This window comes from Variovorax sp. UC74_104 (assembly GCF_044055375.1).
In the GTDB taxonomy this organism is placed as follows: domain Bacteria; phylum Pseudomonadota; class Gammaproteobacteria; order Burkholderiales; family Burkholderiaceae_C; genus Variovorax.
Map to the genome: position 1 here is coordinate 423,994 of NZ_CP171978.1, position 16,266 is coordinate 440,259.

A 16,266-nucleotide genomic window follows, 5' to 3' on the forward strand; every position below is an offset into this window, starting at 1 on the left:
GCACGTTGTGCGGCATTGTTCCTACGATGGAGGCTTCGACACACCCCTCCTTCTTCCTCCCTTTCCTGGAACTGCCGCCATGAACCTCGAGAAATTCCCCCGCTACCCGCTGACCTTCGGCCCCACGCCGATCCAGCCTCTCAAGCGCCTGAGCGCGCACCTGGGCGGCAAGGTCGACCTCTATGCCAAGCGCGAGGACTGCAACAGCGGCCTGGCCTTCGGCGGCAACAAGACGCGCAAGCTCGAATACCTGATCCCCGAGGCGATCGAAGGCGGCTACGACACGCTGGTGTCCATCGGCGGCATCCAGTCGAACCAGACGCGGCAGGTCGCGGCCGTGGCGGCGCACCTCGGAATGAAGTGCGTGCTGGTGCAGGAGAACTGGGTCAACTATTCCGACGCGGTGTACGACCGCGTGGGCAACATCGAGATGTCACGCATCATGGGCGCCGACGTGCGCCTGGACGCAGCGGGCTTCGACATCGGCATCCGCAAGAGCTGGGAAGACGCCATGGACAGCGTGCGCAAGGCCGGCGGCAAGCCGTTCCCGATTCCCGCGGGCTGCTCGGAGCATCCGCGCGGCGGCCTGGGCTTCGTCGGCTTCGCCGAGGAAGTGCGCCAGCAGGAGGCCGAGTTGGGCTTCAAGTTCGACTACATCGTGGTCTGCTCGGTCACGGGCAGCACGCAGGCCGGCATGGTGGTGGGCTTCGCCGCCGACGGCCGCGCCGACCGCGTGATCGGCATCGACGCCTCGGCCAAACCGCAGCAGACCTTCGACCAGATCCTGCGCATCGCGAAGAACACGGCCGAGCTGGTGGAGCTGGGCCGCGACATCACCGAGAAGGACATCGTTCTCGACCGCCGCTTCGGCGGCCCCGAATACGGCCTGCCCAACGAGGGCACGCTCGAAGCCATCCGCCTGAGCGCGCGCTTCGAGGCCATGCTGACCGACCCCGTGTACGAGGGCAAGTCGATGCACGGGATGATCGAGAAGGTACGCCTGGGCGAATTCCCGGCGGGCTCGAAGGTGCTGTATGCGCACCTGGGCGGCGTGCCGGCCTTGAACGCCTACAGCTTCCTGTTCAGGAACGGCTGAAATCCCAGGAACACCGCGGAACCGGCTCTGCCGGGCCGCAGGTGTTGCCCCCGGCGAGGGGGTTGGCGCAGCGACACGAAGTGCGCGCAGCCTGGGGGTGTGCTCAGCTGGCTCGGCAGATTTTGAGCATGTTGGTGCCGCCGGGGGCACCCATCGGCTCGCCGCAGGTGATGGCGTAGACGTCGCCGCTTTGCACGATGCCGCGCTTCTTCAGGTGGTTCTCGGCCTGCAGCAGCGCGGTGTCGCGGTCGCTTTCCGAGTCCATCAGCAGCGGGCGCACGTTGCGGTAGAGCGCCATCTTGCGCTGCGTGGCCAGGCGCGAGGTCAGCGCGTACATGGGAATGTGCGCGCGGTGGCGGCTCATCCACAGCGGGGTGGAGCCCGACTCGGTGAGCGCCACGATGGCCTTGGCGCCCAGGTGGTGGGCGGTGAAGAGCGCGCCCATGGCGATCGACTGGTCGATGCGGCTGTAGTTCTGGCCGCTGAAGTCGGCGTCGAGCTGCTTGTCTTCGGCGGCCTCGGCGGCCTCGCAGATGCGGCTCATCTCCTGCACGGTCTCGAGCGGATAGCGGCCCGAGGCCGTTTCGGCGGAGAGCATCACGGCGTCGGTGCCGTCGAGCACGGCGTTGGCCACGTCGCTCACCTCGGCGCGGGTGGGCACGGGGTTGGTGATCATCGACTCCATCATCTGGGTCGCGGTGATGACCACCTTGTCCATCTCGCGCGCCATGCGGATCATCTTCTTCTGCAGCGCGGGCACCGCCGCGTTGCCCACCTCGACCGCGAGGTCGCCGCGCGCGACCATGATGCCGTCGCTTGCGCGCAGGATCTCTTCGAGCTTCGGGATGGCCTCGGCGCGCTCGATCTTGGCGATCATGCCGGGCTTGTGGCCGTACTCGGCCGACGGCCACGTTGCACAGCTGGCGGGCCATTTCCATGTCGGTGGCGTTCTTGGGGAAGCTCACGGCCACGTAGTCGGCCTGGAAGCTCATCGCGGTCTTGATGTCTTCCATGTCCTTGGCCGTCAGCGCGGGCGCGGTGAGGCCGCCGCCCTGCTTGTTGATGCCCTTGTTGTTCGACAGCTCGCCGCCGAGCTTCACGGTGGTGTGCACGGCCTCGCCCTTGACGGCGTCCACCGTCAGCACGATGAGGCCGTCGTTCAGCAGCAGCCTGTCGCCGGGCTTCACGTCGCGCGGCAGGTCCTTGTAGTCGAGGCCCACGGCATCGGCGTCGCCAAGCTCGGTGCGCGAGGCGTCGAGCACGAACTTGGCGCCGGCCTCCAGCCAGACCTTGCCCTGCGCGAACTTGCCCACGCGGATCTTCGGGCCCTGCAGGTCGGCCATGATGGCCACTTCGCGCCCGGCCTTGCGGGCGGCTTCGCGCACCATGGTGGCGCGATCGATGTGGTCCTGCGCCGTACCGTGGCTGAAGTTCAGCCGCACCACGCTGACCTTGGCCAGGATCATCTTTTCCAGCAGTTCGGGCGTGCTGGACGCCGGACCGAGGGTGGCAACGATCTTGGTGGCGTGGCGGGGAATGCGGTCCGTGCTCATGAGGGTAGTCTCCGTTTTGTATTCGCTACTGTATACACTTTGTGTGTCGAACGGAAGTCACCCATGGGTTTTCCCGCTTCGGGTTTCGCTCAGCCCGCGGCGCGCTTCGACAGGATCTCGAAGGCCGGCAGGGTCTTGCCTTCCAGCACTTCCAGGAAGGCGCCGCCGCCGGTCGAGATGTAGCCCACCTGCTTCTCGATGCCGTACTTGGCAATGGCCGCCAGCGTGTCGCCGCCGCCGGCGATAGAGAACGCGCTGCTCTCGGCGACGGCCTGCGCGATAGCCTTGGTGCCGCCCGCGAAGGCGTCGAACTCGAACACGCCCACCGGGCCGTTCCAGACGATGGTGCCGGCCTCGCGCAGCTGCGCTGCGAGCTGGGCGGCCGTCTTCGGGCCGATGTCGAGGATCAGGTCGTCGTCGGCCACGTCGCTCGCGTCCTTGACGGTGGCGGCCGCGTCGGCCGCGAAGGTCTTGGCCGTGACCACGTCCACCGGGATCGGCACGTCGGCGCCGCGCGCGCGCATGGCGTCGATCACCGCCTTGGCCTGGTCGACCAGATCGGGCTCGGCCAGCGACTTGCCGATCTTCAGGCCCGCGGCCAGCATGAAGGTGTTGGCGATGCCGCCGCCCACGATGAGCTGGTCGACGTTGGCCGACAGGCTCTTCAGGATGGTCAGCTTGGTGCTCACCTTGGAGCCCGCCACGATGGCCACCAGCGGCCGCTTCGGCTGCGCCAGCGCCTTGGTGATGGCGTCGATCTCGGCCGCCAGCAGCGGGCCGGCGGCCGCCACCTTGGCGAACTGCGCGATGCCGTAGGTGGTGGCCTCGGCGCGGTGCGCGGTGCCGAAGGCGTCGTTCACGTAGATGTCGGTGAGCGCGGCCAGCTTGCGGGCCAGGCCTTCGTCGTTCTTCTTCTCGCCCTTGTTGACGCGGCAGTTCTCCAGCAGCACCACCTGGCCGGGCTTCACGTCGACGCCGTCGACCCAGTTGGAGACCAGCGGCACTTCGCGACCGAGCAGTTCGCCCAGGCGCTTGGCGACGGGGGCCAGCGAGTCTTCGGGCTTGAACTCGCCCTCGGTCGGGCGGCCCAGGTGCGAGGTGACCATCACGGCCGCGCCGGCGTCCAGCGCCAGCTTGATGCAGGGCACCGAGGCGCGGATGCGCGTGTCTTCGGTGATGTTGCCGGCGTCGTCCTGCGGCACGTTGAGGTCGGCACGGATGAAGACGCGCTGGCCGGCGGCCTTGCCCTGCGCGCAGAGGTCGGTGAAGCGAATGACGTTCATGGGGGGAGTCCGGAGAAGATGGAAGACAAGACGGAAATCGGCCTGCATTGTAGTTTTGGCCCCATCGCCGCTCTATGCGCCTCTTGCCGCGCACCGATGCTTTTCAGCCCTTTTGCTGCTGCTCGCGCGCAAAGCCTTCCAGCACCTCGACGAAGCTCGCCGCCGCCGGCGACAGCGAGCGCCGCGCGGCGCTGTAGACGCAAACCTCGCGGTGGAAGTCGGGCGACTCCAGCCGCACCATCTGCAGGCCGTGCGCGCGCACCAGCGGCGCGGAGTACGTGGGGCACACGGTCAGCCCCAGCCCCGAGGCCACCATGCCCAGCGCGGTGGTCATGTACGACACCTCCTGCGTGCCGGGGCGCAGCATGTACTCGCGCTCGGCGGGCGCCAGCTCGGGCAGCACGCGCTGGCGGAAGTCGCGCGTGGGCGCGATGAAGGTGTAGGGGTCGAGCTCGGTGCCAGCGCACCTTGCGGCGATCGGCGAAGGCGTGGCCCGGCGGGCAGATCAGCCAGTGCCGGTCGCGCAGCAGCGTGCGGCGCTCGATGGCGTCGTCGACCGGCACGTCCTGCCCCACGGCCAGTTCCACGTCGCCGGCCGTCACGCCCGCGAGCAAGTGCTCGGGCAGGGTGTCGGCCAGGCGCACGTCGACGTCGGGGTACTGCTCGCGGTAGAGGGCGATCACGCGCGGCATCAGCGTGCAGGCCATGAGCTGCGGTGCGGCAAGCCGTAGCAAGCCTTTCTTCTTGTCACGCAAATCCGTGACGCCCGCCACCGCGCCGGCCAAGTCGCCCAGCAGCCGGTGCACCGAGGGCAGGAACTCGCGCCCCGCCTCCGACAGCTGCACGCGGCGCGTGTTGCGGTCGAGCAGCTGCACGCCCATCTCGCGCTCCAGTTCGCGCACCAGCACGCTGAGCGCCGATTGCGTGAGGTGCAGCTGCTGCGCCGCGGCGGTGAAGCTGCCGGTTTCGGCCACGGCGGCGAAGGCGCGCAGCTGGCGCAGGGTGAGGTTCATATATACGGTTATTTCATCAATCGATGAATTAATTTCGATTGCATCATAAGAGCAGGCATCGCCCAATATCGGCTCACCGGAGACACGAGCCATGCCGACCCCACCACCGCCACCGCCCGTGCGCGGGCTGCACCACTTCGCCTGGCGCTGCCGCGACAGCGAGGAAACCCGCCGCTTCTACGAAGACCTGCTCGGCCTGCCGCTGGCCCACGTCATCAAGAGCGACCACGTGCCGAGCACCGGCGAGTACTGCCCCTACGTGCACATCTTCTTCCAGATGCGCGACGGCTCTTACATCGCCTTCTTCGACCTCGGCGACGACGTCGCCGCGCTGCCCTCGCCCAACACGCCCTCGTGGGTGAACCACATCGCGCTGCGCGTCGATTCGGTGGCCGACCTGCTGGCCGCCAAGTCCAGGCTCGAAGGCGCGGGCGTCGAGGTGCTGGGCGTGACCGACCACCACATCATCGAATCGATCTACTTCTTCGACCCCAACGGCATCCGCGTGGAGCTGACCACGCCGACCGTGCCGCAGGCCGAGATGGACGCGCATGCGCTGCGCGCGCGGGCAGACCTCGACGCATGGACCATGCGCAAGGCCGAACTGCGTGCGGCAAGGAGCGCGTCGAATGCCTGAGCTGCAACTCGCCGTCATCGACGTGAAGCCCGGCGCGGCCATGGAGAGCCAGTCGGGCCTGCAGCTGCTGCGCCCGCGTATCTACGGCGCCTACCGCGCGCCGCAGGGCCCGAAGAAGATCGCCGCCATCGTGATGCACCCCACGAGCAACTTCATGGGCCATTACCTGATCGGCCCGCTGGCCGAGCGCGGCATCTGCTGCATGGGCCTGAACTCGCGCTTCGTGGGCAACGACACCGTGCTGCTGATGGAGCGCGCCATCCAGGACCTGGGCGCCGGCGTGCAGTACCTGCGCTCGGCCGGCTACGAGAAGGTGTTCCTCGTCGGCAACTCCGGCGGCGCCGCGCTCTCGGCCTTCTACCAGGCACAGGCCGAGAAGCTCACCGCCACGCACCTGCCCGACGGCGACCCCACGCACCTGCACCCCGGCGACCTGCCGCCCGTGGACGGCATCGCGCTGTGCGCCGCGCACCTGGGCCGCACGCGGCTGATGCGCGACTGGATCGACCCCTCGGTCACCGACGAGCACGACCCGCTCTCGGCCGACCCCGAGCTCGACATGTACGACGCCCGCCACCGCGTGCCCTACGACCGCGACTTCCTCGCGCGCTTCGGCGCCGCGCAGAAGGCGCGGCTCGATCGCATCGAGCAGTGGTGCCTCGAGCGCCTCGCGCTGCTGCGCGGCACACCCGGGGCACCGCGCGACCAGACCTTCATCGTCTACCGCACGCATGCCGACCCGCGCTGCGTGGACCTCTCGCTCGACCCCAACGATCGCCTGCCCGGCAGCGTGTGGGGCGACGCGCGGCAGGTGAACTACTCGGCCAACGCGATGGGGCGCACCACCTCGCTCACCGCCTTTCTCTCGCAGTGGTCGTCGCGCTCGCAGGCCGACGGTCCGACCAACCTCGCGCGCACCACGGTGCCCAAGCTGCTGCTGACCTACACGGGCGACCAGTCGACCTTCCCGAGCACACGCGACGCTTGGATGGCGGCGGGCGGATCGCGCATCCGCAACGTCGACATCGTCGGCGGCAACCACTACCTGGCAGGGCAGCCGGAGCTGGTCCCGAAGGCGGCGGACGCCATTGCCGAGTTCGCGCACGCGCTGTAGCCGCAGAACCACCATGGAAAACTTCGCTTTCGCGCCGGCCTACGAGCTTCCGGCCTGGCCCTTCACGCCGCCGCCCGAGCTGGGCAGCACGAAGCCCGTGCGGCATCCGATCGTGATCGTCGGCGCCGGCCCCTCGGGCCTCACGCTGGCCTGCGACCTCGCGCAACGCGGCGTGCGCGCCGTGCTGCTGGACGAGGACGACACCGTCGGCGTGCGCGGCGCATCGTCGCGCGGCATCTGCTACGCGCAGAAGAGCCTGGAGATCTTCGAGCGCCTAGGCATCTACGAACGCATCGCGGCCAAGGGCATCACCTGGTCGTTCGGGCGCACCTTCTCGGGCGAGCAGGAGGTCTACAACTTCAACCTGCAGGCCAACAGCGTCTCTCGGCAGCCGCCCTTCATCAACCTGCAGCAGTTCTACGTCGAATGGTTCCTGGTCGACCGCATCCTCGAACTGGGGCTCACCGATGTGCGCTGGAAGAACCGCGTCACGCGCGTGGAGCAGCTCACCGACGGCGTTCGCCTGGAAGTCGAGACGCCCGCCGGCAGCTACACCATCGAGGCCGACCGGCTGATCGACGCCACCGGCGCCAACAGCGCCATCCGCACGCAGATGGGCATCGACGCGCACTCCTCGCGCAGCACCGACCGCTGGTGCATCAGCGACGTGCGCTTCAAGAAGCCGCTGCCCACCGAGCGCTGGACCTGGGTGGACGCGCCCTTCAACGAAGGCCGCGGCGTGTGGCAGCACCTGATGGCCGACGGCGTGTGGCGCATCGACTACCAGATGCCCGAGGACTGCGACACCGCCTACATCAGCAAGCCCGAGGTGGCGGGCGCGCGGCTGCGCGAGCAGCTGGGGCCGGACGTGGAGTTCGAGTTCGTCTGGATCGGCCCCTACGGCTACCGCGACCACCTGCTAGACAGCTTCCGCCATGGCCGCGTGTTCTTCATCGGCGACGCGGCGCACGTGGTGAGCCCCTTCGGCGCGCGCGGCGGCAACAGCGGCATCCAGGACGCGGCCAACCTCGGCTGGAAGCTCGCGCTCGTCGCGCATGGCAAGGCCGGCGATGCGCTGCTCGACAGCTACGACGCCGAGCGCCAGCCCGCCGCGGAGCAGAACCTGCAGGTGACGAGCCGCTCGGCGCGCTTCCTCGCGCCGCGCTCGCCCGCCGAGCACACGCTGCGCCGCGCGGTGGTGGCGCTGGCGGCGCGCCATCCGTTCGCGCGGGCGCTGGTGAACACCGGCCGCATGTCGGTGGCCAACGACTATCCGCCCGCGGCGGTGCTGCCCCAGGGCGCGCGCTCGGTGCAGAACCTGCCGCTGCGCCTGGCCGATGGCCGCGAGATGACGCTGATGCAGCTGCTGGCCGAAGGCACCGAGTGCATCGGCCTGTGGTTCGCGCCGACACGCGAGCAGGCAGGAGCGGCGCTCGATGCCATCGCGTCGCTGCCGCTGCGCCTGCTGGCGGTGGGCGGTGACAGCGGCCTGCCCACGCTACAGGCCGACGAAAAGCTCGCGAGCCATCTCGGCGCGGGCGACGCCGGCAGCTTCGTCCTTGTGCGGCCCGACGCCTACCGCGCCGCCGTGTTGCCGAACGCCACGCCCGAAGCCATCGCCTCCGCCGTGCGTACCGCACTGGCCGCCAACGACCGCAACCCATGATCACCGAGCCCCGCATCCCCGACCCCGACGGCTTCTACGCCGCGTTGCTCGCCGCCCACGAAGGCCGCAGCGAGGCGCAGAGCGCCGACCTCAACGCGCGCCTCGTGCTGCTGCTGGCCAACCAGTGCGCCGACGAGGACGTGCTGCTCGCGTGCATCCGCGCGGCGGCCGAAGAAGAACCCACGACGACGGACCACGACACCCCATGACCACGAGCGTTTCCTTCGCATCCGCCTCCGACACCCGCGAGCAGAAGCCCCGGCTGCAGGAGCTGGGCCCCGGCGCCTACGGCTACATCAGCGACTTCGATCCCAACTGCGGCTTCGTCGTCGGCGACGAGCACGTGGTGCTGATCGACACCCGCCCCACGCCGCGCATGGCGCGCGACTTCCTCGCGGCCATCCGCACGGTGACCGACAAGCCGATCCGCACCATCGTGCTCACGCACTACCACGCGGTGCGGGTGATGGGCGCCAGCGCCTTCGCCGAGGTGCGCGACATCGTCGCCAGCAGCGGCACGCTCTACTGGATACGAACGCGCGGGCAGGCCGACTTCGACTCGGAGGTCGGCCGCTTTCCGCGACTGTTCGCCGGCGTCGAGGAGATACCTGGCCTGACCATTCCCACGAAGGTCTTCGACCGCGAGATGACGCTGCCGCTGGGCGGCGGCCGCGAGCTGCGGCTGATGTCGCTGGGCCGCGGCCATTCGGGCGGCGACGCGGTCGCGTGGCTGGCCGACTGCGGCGTGCTGTTCTCGGGCGACGTGGTCGAGAACCGCTGCGGCGTGTACGCGGGCGACGCCTACATCGGCGACTGGGCCGGCACGCTCGACGCGGTGGCCGCGCTGAAACCGCGCGTGCTGGTGCCCGGCCGCGGCGCGGTGCTGCAGGACGAGGCCGCCTGCGCCGAGGCCATCGGGCTCACCAAGGCATTCCTCTCGACGCTGCTGGAGAGCGTGAAGGCCGGCATCGCGGCCGGCGAAACGCTCAAGGGCTGCTTCGCGCGCGCCGAGGCGGTGATGACGCCGCGGTTCGGCGACTGGCCCGTGTTCCAGCACGTGCTGCCTTTCGACGTCTCGCGCGCCTACGACGAGCTGCGCGGCATCGAGCACCCGGTGGTATGGACCGCCGATCGCGACCGCGAGTTGTGGCAGACCCTGCGCGGCGAGTGAGCCGACAGAACGGATTTCAAAACGAGCAACGGAGACAAGAGACGATGAAGCGATTCCTTCCCCTGCTGGCAGCGGCCCTCGCGCTGGCCACTTCCACCTTCGCATCGGCGCAGACGACCACCTATCCCACGCAGCCGATCAAATGGATCGTGCCCTACGTGGCCGGCGGCGGCACCGACAACCTCGCGCGCACGCTGGCCGAGGCGATGCAGCCGTCGCTGGGGCAGCCGCTCATCATCGACAACCGGCCGGGCGCCTCCACCAACATCGGCGTGGGCGTGATGATGCAGGCCAGGCCCGACGGCTACACCATCATGCAGGCCGAGAACGCCGCGCTGCTCTTCAACGAGCACATGTTCGCCAAGCTGCCCTACAAGCCCGCGAGCGACTTCACCTACATCGGCACCATCGGCCGCTTCCCGGTGGCTCTGGTGGTGCACCCGGACTTCCCCGCGAAGAACGTGGCGGAGTTCGTGCGCTACGTGAAGGCCAACCCCGACAAGGTGAGCTACGCCTCGCCGGGCAACGGCTCGCCGCACCACATGGCGATGGAGCTCTTCAAGCAGAAGGCCGGACTGACGATCACGCACGTGCCCTACAAGGGCGCGGCGCCCGCCATGACCGACGTGATGGGCGGACAGGTGCCGACGATGATGCTGGACCTGGCCTCGGGCCTGCCGATCATCAAGTCGGGCAAGGTGCGCGTGCTGGCCATCGCGCTGCCGCAGCGCGCGAGCGCCCTGCCGGACGTTCCGACCTTCGTCGAGGCCGGCTTCAGCGACGTCAACGCCTACGCCTTCCACGGCCTGATCGGCCCGGCCGGCATGCCGCCGGAAGCGGTGGCGCGGCTCAATGCCGAGTTGCACAAGGCGATGAAGACGCCGAAGGTGGTGAAGCTCTTCGCGGACTTCGGCTTCGAGGCGCTGCCGGGGACGCCGCAGGACTTCTACAAGCTCTCGCGTGCCGAAAGCGAGCGCTGGGGGAAGATCATCGTCGCGGCCGGCGTGAAGCTCGACTGAGGAACCGAGAGCCTCCCGCCAGTCGGCCGCCTACCAGCCCAACCCGAGGTGCAGCGGCAGGTACACCGCCATCCCCGCGAGCATCGTGCCCAGCACGCCGCGCCGCCAGTAGAAGTAGGCGGCGCCGACCACCGCCGCGTACAGGCGCGCGTCGTGCAGCGTGGTGATGAGGTGGCCCTGCGTCATGACGATCTCGGGCGCGATCACGCCCGCGAGCGCGGCAGCCGGCGCGTAGTGCAGCGCGCGGTGCGCCCACTCGGGCAGGCCCCAGGGCCGGTCGAGGATGAAGAAGAAGCAGCGCGTGAGCACGGTGACCAGCGCCAGGCCGACGATCACGCCCATGGTCCACCAGTCGGTGGTCGCGGCGACGCTGTTCACTTGTCGTCCTCCACGTTCGGGTCGAGCCCGAGCTGCTTCTCGAGCCAGAAGCACAGCAGCACCGCCACGCCGATCGCGACCACGATGTTGAGCTTCAGCGGCAGCGCGTAGGCCGCGACCGCCGTGGCGCCGGCGATCAGCGCGGCCAGCACGCGCAGGCGGGTCGTCGCCATCGAGCAGACGATGGCCACCAGGCTCAGCACGCCGGCGAAGCTCAGGCCCCAGGTCTGGGGAATGAAGTTGGCCAGCGCGATGCCCAGCAGGCTCATGCCCATCCAGGCGCACCAGGTGACGAAGTAGTTGCCGGTGAGGTAGGCCTCCTGCGATTCCTGCTCGGCGACGGTCAGCGGCGGCTTGGGGTACTTCTTCGTGAAGAGCGCGTAGCTCATGTCGGCCGTGAGGTAGCCGTGCAGCATGCGGCGCCAGCGCGGCATGTGCATGAGGTAGGGCCGCAGGTGCAAACTGAACACCACGAAGCGCAGGTTGACGCAGAAGCCCGTGGCCAGGATCACCCAGGCCGGCGCCCCGGCGAAGAGCAGTGGAATGGCCGCGAGCTGTGAGCTGCCCGCGTAGACCAGCAGCGTCATCGCCACCGCCTCGACCACGCTCATGTTCGACTTGACCATGGCCACGCCGGTCATGAGCCCCCAGGCGCCGATGCCCAGCGCCACGGGGGACATGTCGCGCACGCCGACGCGGAACTCGGGGCGGCTGCGGATGCTGCGCGAGAGGAACATCAGCCGAACGCCTGCCCGGGCTTCAGGTCGAAGCCGTGCAGGAAGTCGGCCACGGGCAGGCGCTTGCCGCCGGGCCGCTGCAGTTCGGTGAGGACGACGGCCGAGCCGGCGGCCGCGGCCACCGTGACGCCGGCCGGGTCGACGGCCAGGATGGTGCCCGGTGCGGCCGGAGAGGCAGCGGAAGACTTTTCGGCGCGGGCGGCCCAGAGCTTGATGGTCTCGCCGTCCAGCGGGCTGTTGGCGCCGGGGAACGGATCGAAGGCCAGCACGCGGCGCACGATGGCGTCGGCGGGCTGGTTCCAGTCGACCTGCGCCTCGTGCTTCTCCACCTTGCTGGCGTAGGTGACGCCTTCGGCCGGCTGCGGCGTGCGCGCGAGCGTGCCGATGCGGGCCAGAGCCTCGACGATCATCCTGCCGCCGAGCTCGGCCAGGCGGTCGTGCAGGCGGGAGGTGTTGTCGCCCGCGCCGATGTCGACGGCCTCGCGCAGCAGCATGTCGCCGGTGTCGAGGCCGGCGTCCATCTGCATGATGGTGATGCCGGTCTGCGCGTCCCCGGCCTCGATGGCGCGGTGGATCGGCGCGGCGCCGCGCCAGCGTGGCAGCAGGCTCGCGTGGATGTTCAGGCAGCCGTGCGCCGGCAGGTCGAGCACCCACTGCGGAAGGATCAGGCCGTAGGCGGCGACCACCATCACGTCGGGCTTGAGCGCCAGCAGGGTGTCGCGGGCGGCGGCAGCTTCGTCGGGGTACTTGCCGTCGAGGCGCAGGCTGCGCGGCTGGGCCACGGGCCAGCCGTTGGCGACGGCGCATTGCTTGACGGGGGAGGCCTGCAGCTTCATGCCGCGGCCGGCGGGGCGGTCGGGCTGGCTCATCACCAGCACGATCTCATGGCCGGCGGCTGCGATGGCTTCGAGCGCGACGCGCGCGAACTCGGGCGTGCCCGCGAAGACGACTCTGAGGCGGCTCAATCGCGGATCCGATCGAGCTTGAGATCGTCCCCCGTGTGATAGCGCCGGACCACGCCGGTCGGATCGATGTAGATGTACAGCATGCGGCGCTCGTTCACGGCCTTGTAGCGCCAGGTCCAGACGGCGCCGTCGAAGGAGCTGACGCGGGTGATCTCATAGGGGCGGCCGTAGAAGGCCATCACGTCGTTCTGCCGCCACTGATTGACCTTGATGTCCTGGCCGAAGCGCGCCTCGCTGAGCACCTGCGTCACCGAGACGACCTTGCCGGAGGCGTCGAGGTCGATGTCGACCACCTCGAAGCCGGCCGGCATGCGCGAATACTGCAGCCGCTCGCCGCCGCCCGTGAGCGGATAGCGGCCGGTGGGCGCGCCCAGGCGCTGGAGGGTGTCGGCAGCCGAGGTGCCGGGCTGGATGCGGGTGGGTTCGCTGGCGCAGCCGGCCAGGAGCCCCAGGCCGGCGACCGCGAAGAACGCCAGCGCCGCAAAGGAGCTGCGGCGGCTTGCGGCGGTCATGGAGGGAAGGTTCAAGCCCGCTCCCGCATTTCTTCGCGCTGCTGCTTCAGCAGCTTGCTCTTGATGCGGTTGCGCTTCAGGGGGGAGAGGTACTCGACGAACACCTTGCCCAGCAGGTGGTCGAGTTCGTGCTGGATGCACACGGCCAGCAGGCCTTCGGCCTCGATGGTGCGCGTCTCGCCGTTCTCGTCGAGCGCCTGCACCTTCACGGAGGTGGAACGCAGCACGCCGTCGTAGATGCCGGGCACCGAGAGGCAGCCCTCCTCGTTCACGACCTTTTCATCGCTGGCCCAGGTGATCTCGGGGTTGATCAGCACGATCGGCTGGTTACGCTCCTCGGACACGTCGATCACGACGAGGCGCTCGTGCACGTCGATCTGCGTGGCGGCCAGGCCGATGCCGTTGGCGTCGTACATGGTCTCCAGCATGTCGGCGACCAGGGCCTTGATGCGCGCGTCGACGCCCTGCACCGGCTTGGCCACGGTGTGCAGGCGCTTGTCCGGGTAACTCAGAATGTTTCGTTTGGCCATGAAATCGGGGGAAAGTTGTGGCTATTTTCGCCAATTCCGCGACGACACGCGGCTGCGGAGCCCGAAAACGTTGCCCTCCCAAGGGCTTCAGCGCAGAATTCGTAGCAAATTGTGAGATTCGTATGCGCAGCGATACGTCGCGCGCTCACCATCCAGACATGAAAAAGCTCAGACTCACCGAACGCCGGCGCCCCTCCTTCCTTGCCACGCTGACAGCCCTGGCGGTGATCGGCAGTTGCGGCGCCACGACGGCCTGGGCTCAGAACTACCCCGTCACGCCGCAGCAGCGCGCCACCGCGCAGCAGACCGCCCAGACCGGCGTTCCCCTGAGCGAGCTGGCGCCCAACGCGCCCGACGAATACACGGTCAAACCGGGCGACACGCTCTGGGCCATCTCCCGCCTCTACCTGCTGCGCCCCTGGCGCTGGCCGGAACTCTGGGGCATGAACATCAATGAAATCGCCAACCCGCACCGGATCTACCCCGGCCAGGTGCTCTACCTGGACAAGACGGGCGGCCGCGCGCGCCTGACCATGCGCCGCGGCGGGTCCGGCGGCGACGGCGGAACCATCAAGCTGTCACCGCGCACCCGCTTCGACTCGCTGGCCGGCATGGCGCTGCCCACGCTCAACCCGAGCATCATCGAGCCGTTCCTGAGCGAACCCATCGTGGTCGACGCCGGCACGCTCGAGGCCGCGCCGCGCATCGTGGCCGGCAACGACAGCCGCGTGCTGCTGTCGCGCGGCGACCGGGCGTATGCCCGCGGCACCGCCGAGGCGCCGCTGGTCGAGGTTCCCGGCCCGGTGCAGAACTTCCGCATCTTCCGCAACGCCACGCCGCTGAAGGACCCGGGCACGGGCGAGATCCTCGGCTACGAGGCGCAGTACCTGGGCAAGGCGCGCCTGCAGCGCGGCGAGTCGACCACCATCGAGACGGTCGAGAACAAGGACCTCATCACGGTGGTGCCCGCCAGCATCGACATCATCGCCTCGCGCGAGGAAATGCGCGCCGGCGACCGCCTGCTGCCCGAGCCGCCGCGCCAGCTGTTGAGCTACGTGCCGCGCGCCCCGTCCACGCAGGTCGACGGCCGCATCATCTCGGTCTACGGCAACGCGGTGCAGTTCGCGGCGCAGAACCAGGTGGTCGCCATCAACAAGGGTACGCGCGACGGCATCGACAACGGCCACGTGCTGGCGATCCTGAAGAACGGCGAGACCATCCTCGACCGCACCGGCGCGAGCAAGGAAACCATCAAGCTGCCGAACGAACGCATCGGCCTGCTGATGGTCTTCCGCACCTTCGAGAAGGTCTCCTACGCGCTGGTGCTCGAAATCAACGACACTCCGCGCGCCGGCGACTTCCTCGTCAATCCCTGACCCGCGAACCCGGCCTTTCTTCTCGCACACTCGTTTGGAACGCGCAGAACTCGCAGGCTGGCTGCGGCTTTCGCTGACGCCCGGCATCGGTGACGGTGCCGCGCGCCGTCTTCTCTCGGCCTTCGGGCTGCCCGAGCGCATCTTCGCGCAGCCCGACGCCGCGCTGCGCGAGGTCGTCTCGCATGCGCAGGCCGAGGCGCTGATGCAGCCGCCCGCCGGCCTGCAGGCGCAGATCGACCTGACCTGGCAGTGGCTGCAGGCTGGCGACGACAGGGTCTCGCGCCGCGTGGTCACGCTCGGCGATGCCGGCTACCCGGCCTCCCTGCTCGAAATGGCCGACCCGCCGCTGATGCTCTACGTGCTCGGCGCCGCCGGCTTCGACCTCACGCAGCTCGGCCACAGCATCGCCGTCGTGGGCAGCCGCAACCCGACGCCGCAGGGCGCGACCAATGCGCGCAGCTTCGGGCGCGCGCTCGGCGAGGCGGGGCTGCCCGTGGTGTCGGGGCTGGCGCTGGGCGTGGACGGCGCGGCGCACACCGGCGCGCTCGATGCGGCGGGCGATGCGCACCGGCTCGCAACGGTGGCGGTGGTCGGCACCGGGCTCGACCGGGTCTACCCCGCGCGGCACCGCGACCTCGCGCACCGCATCACACTGCAGGGGCTGATCGTGAGCGAGCTGCCGCTGGGCACGCCGCCGCTCACCCAGAATTTTCCGAAGCGCAACCGGCTCATCGCCGGCCTGGCGCGCGGCACGCTGGTGGTCGAGGCGGCGCTGCAGTCGGGTTCGCTGATCACCGCGCGGCTCACCTCGGAGCAGGGCAAGGAGGTGTTCGCGATCCCGGGCTCGATCCACTCGCCGCAGTCGCGCGGCTGCCATGCGCTGATCCGGCAGGGCGCGAAGCTCGTGGAGTCGGTGAGCGACATCCTCGAGGAGCTGCCGCCCCTGCATGCGCCGCGCGCTGCTTCGGCTCCATCCTTGTCCTTCTCCAACGGAGCGAGCGCGGCTTCGTCGCCGGAAGACCCGCTGCTTGAGGCCCTCGGCTTCGAGCCCGCGAGCCTCGACGCCCTCGGCGCCCGCACCGGCTGGGGTGCGGCCGCGCTGCAGGCCAGGATGCTCGAACTGGAACTGGACGGGCATATCTCCCGGTTGCCCGGCGGCCTCTTCCAGCGAGTGGCTTCCACCTAGTCGGCATGGCACGAACGTCGGCTATATTGG

16 protein-coding genes and 2 pseudogenes are annotated in these 16,266 nt (G+C 69.3%); 9 read left to right on the forward strand and 9 right to left on the reverse strand.

The window, feature by feature from the left end; all coding sequences use genetic code 11:
- Positions 1-79: 79 nt before the first annotated feature.
- On the forward strand, positions 80-1,096 hold the full coding sequence (locus tag ACHMXA_RS02115; RefSeq protein WP_395318082.1) for a 1-aminocyclopropane-1-carboxylate deaminase: 1,017 nt from the start codon (positions 80-82) through the stop codon (positions 1,094-1,096).
- Positions 1,097-1,199: 103 nt separating this feature from the next.
- On the opposite strand, the pseudogene pyk reads toward ACHMXA_RS02115, so the two are convergent.
- From pyk to ACHMXA_RS02135, 4 genes and pseudogenes are all read right to left on the reverse strand, one after another.
- A pseudogene (gene pyk, locus ACHMXA_RS02120) lies at positions 1,200-2,649 on the reverse strand (pyruvate kinase).
- Between the two features lie 89 nt (positions 2,650-2,738).
- Positions 2,739-3,932 carry a phosphoglycerate kinase gene (locus ACHMXA_RS02125; RefSeq protein WP_395318084.1) on the reverse strand — a complete coding sequence of 398 codons (1,194 nt, stop codon included), beginning with the start codon at positions 3,930-3,932 and terminating at the stop codon, positions 2,739-2,741.
- A gap of 103 nt (positions 3,933-4,035) precedes the next feature.
- Positions 4,036-4,335 carry a LysR substrate-binding domain-containing protein gene (locus ACHMXA_RS02130; RefSeq protein ID WP_395318086.1) on the reverse strand — a complete coding sequence of 100 codons (300 nt, stop codon included), beginning with the start codon at positions 4,333-4,335 and terminating at the stop codon, positions 4,036-4,038.
- A 103-nt stretch (positions 4,336-4,438) separates the two neighbouring features.
- A pseudogene (locus tag ACHMXA_RS02135) lies at positions 4,439-4,906 on the reverse strand (LysR family transcriptional regulator); the annotation flags it as partial.
- 130 nt (positions 4,907-5,036) lie between these two features.
- Between ACHMXA_RS02135 and ACHMXA_RS02140 the strand changes: the two are divergent.
- Genes ACHMXA_RS02140 through ACHMXA_RS02165 form a run of 6 tightly spaced genes read left to right on the forward strand, consistent with a single transcriptional unit; the run spans position 5,037 to position 10,552 of the window.
- Positions 5,037-5,582 (forward strand): VOC family protein, encoded by a 546-nt coding sequence (locus ACHMXA_RS02140; protein WP_395318088.1) that lies wholly within the window; start codon positions 5,037-5,039, stop codon positions 5,580-5,582.
- Positions 5,575-6,696, forward strand: coding sequence for an alpha/beta hydrolase family protein (locus ACHMXA_RS02145; protein WP_395318090.1), 1,122 nt, complete (start codon positions 5,575-5,577; stop codon positions 6,694-6,696). Before ACHMXA_RS02140 ends, ACHMXA_RS02145 begins: the two co-directional genes overlap by 8 nt.
- 13 nt (positions 6,697-6,709) lie before the next feature.
- The gene (locus tag ACHMXA_RS02150; RefSeq protein WP_395318092.1) at positions 6,710-8,362 is read left to right on the forward strand and encodes an FAD-dependent oxidoreductase; all 1,653 of its coding nucleotides are present in this window, start codon (positions 6,710-6,712) and stop codon (positions 8,360-8,362) included.
- Positions 8,359-8,571 (forward strand): DUF2783 domain-containing protein, encoded by a 213-nt coding sequence (locus ACHMXA_RS02155; protein ID WP_395318094.1) that lies wholly within the window; start codon positions 8,359-8,361, stop codon positions 8,569-8,571. Before ACHMXA_RS02150 ends, ACHMXA_RS02155 begins: the two co-directional genes overlap by 4 nt.
- Positions 8,568-9,533: an MBL fold metallo-hydrolase gene (locus tag ACHMXA_RS02160; protein ID WP_395318096.1), complete on the forward strand. Its 966-nt coding sequence runs from the start codon at positions 8,568-8,570 to the stop codon at positions 9,531-9,533. Before ACHMXA_RS02155 ends, ACHMXA_RS02160 begins: the two co-directional genes overlap by 4 nt.
- 44 nt (positions 9,534-9,577) lie before the next feature.
- Positions 9,578-10,552 carry a Bug family tripartite tricarboxylate transporter substrate binding protein gene (locus ACHMXA_RS02165; RefSeq protein WP_395318098.1) on the forward strand — a complete coding sequence of 325 codons (975 nt, stop codon included), beginning with the start codon at positions 9,578-9,580 and terminating at the stop codon, positions 10,550-10,552.
- 30 nt (positions 10,553-10,582) lie between these two features.
- Here the strand turns inward: ACHMXA_RS02165 and ACHMXA_RS02170 are convergent, their stop codons facing one another.
- From ACHMXA_RS02170 to def, 5 genes are read right to left on the reverse strand one after another with little or no spacing between them, the layout of a single operon-like run.
- On the reverse strand, positions 10,583-10,894 hold the full coding sequence (locus ACHMXA_RS02170) for an AzlD domain-containing protein (protein WP_093055509.1): 312 nt from the start codon (positions 10,892-10,894) through the stop codon (positions 10,583-10,585).
- A 32-nt stretch (positions 10,895-10,926) separates the two neighbouring features.
- Positions 10,927-11,667 (reverse strand): AzlC family ABC transporter permease, encoded by a 741-nt coding sequence (locus tag ACHMXA_RS02175; RefSeq protein WP_395318100.1) that lies wholly within the window; start codon positions 11,665-11,667, stop codon positions 10,927-10,929.
- On the reverse strand, positions 11,667-12,632 hold the full coding sequence (gene fmt, locus ACHMXA_RS02180; protein WP_395318102.1) for a methionyl-tRNA formyltransferase: 966 nt from the start codon (positions 12,630-12,632) through the stop codon (positions 11,667-11,669). The genes ACHMXA_RS02175 and fmt overlap by 1 nt, the downstream gene beginning before the upstream one ends.
- Positions 12,629-13,144, reverse strand: coding sequence for a hypothetical protein (locus ACHMXA_RS02185; protein ID WP_395318104.1), 516 nt, complete (start codon positions 13,142-13,144; stop codon positions 12,629-12,631). Before ACHMXA_RS02185 ends, fmt begins: the two co-directional genes overlap by 4 nt.
- 11 nt (positions 13,145-13,155) lie before the next feature.
- Positions 13,156-13,674 (reverse strand): peptide deformylase, encoded by a 519-nt coding sequence (def, locus tag ACHMXA_RS02190; protein ID WP_395318106.1) that lies wholly within the window; start codon positions 13,672-13,674, stop codon positions 13,156-13,158.
- Positions 13,675-13,832: 158 nt separating this feature from the next.
- Between def and ACHMXA_RS02195 the strand changes: the two genes are divergently transcribed.
- Both ACHMXA_RS02195 and dprA read left to right on the forward strand, forming a co-directional pair.
- The gene (locus tag ACHMXA_RS02195) at positions 13,833-15,050 is read left to right on the forward strand and encodes a LysM peptidoglycan-binding domain-containing protein (protein WP_395318108.1); all 1,218 of its coding nucleotides are present in this window, start codon (positions 13,833-13,835) and stop codon (positions 15,048-15,050) included.
- A gap of 34 nt (positions 15,051-15,084) precedes the next feature.
- Positions 15,085-16,236, forward strand: a complete 1,152-nt coding sequence (dprA, locus tag ACHMXA_RS02200; RefSeq protein ID WP_395318110.1) for a DNA-processing protein DprA — start codon at positions 15,085-15,087, stop codon at positions 16,234-16,236.
- Positions 16,237-16,266 lie beyond the last annotated feature (30 nt).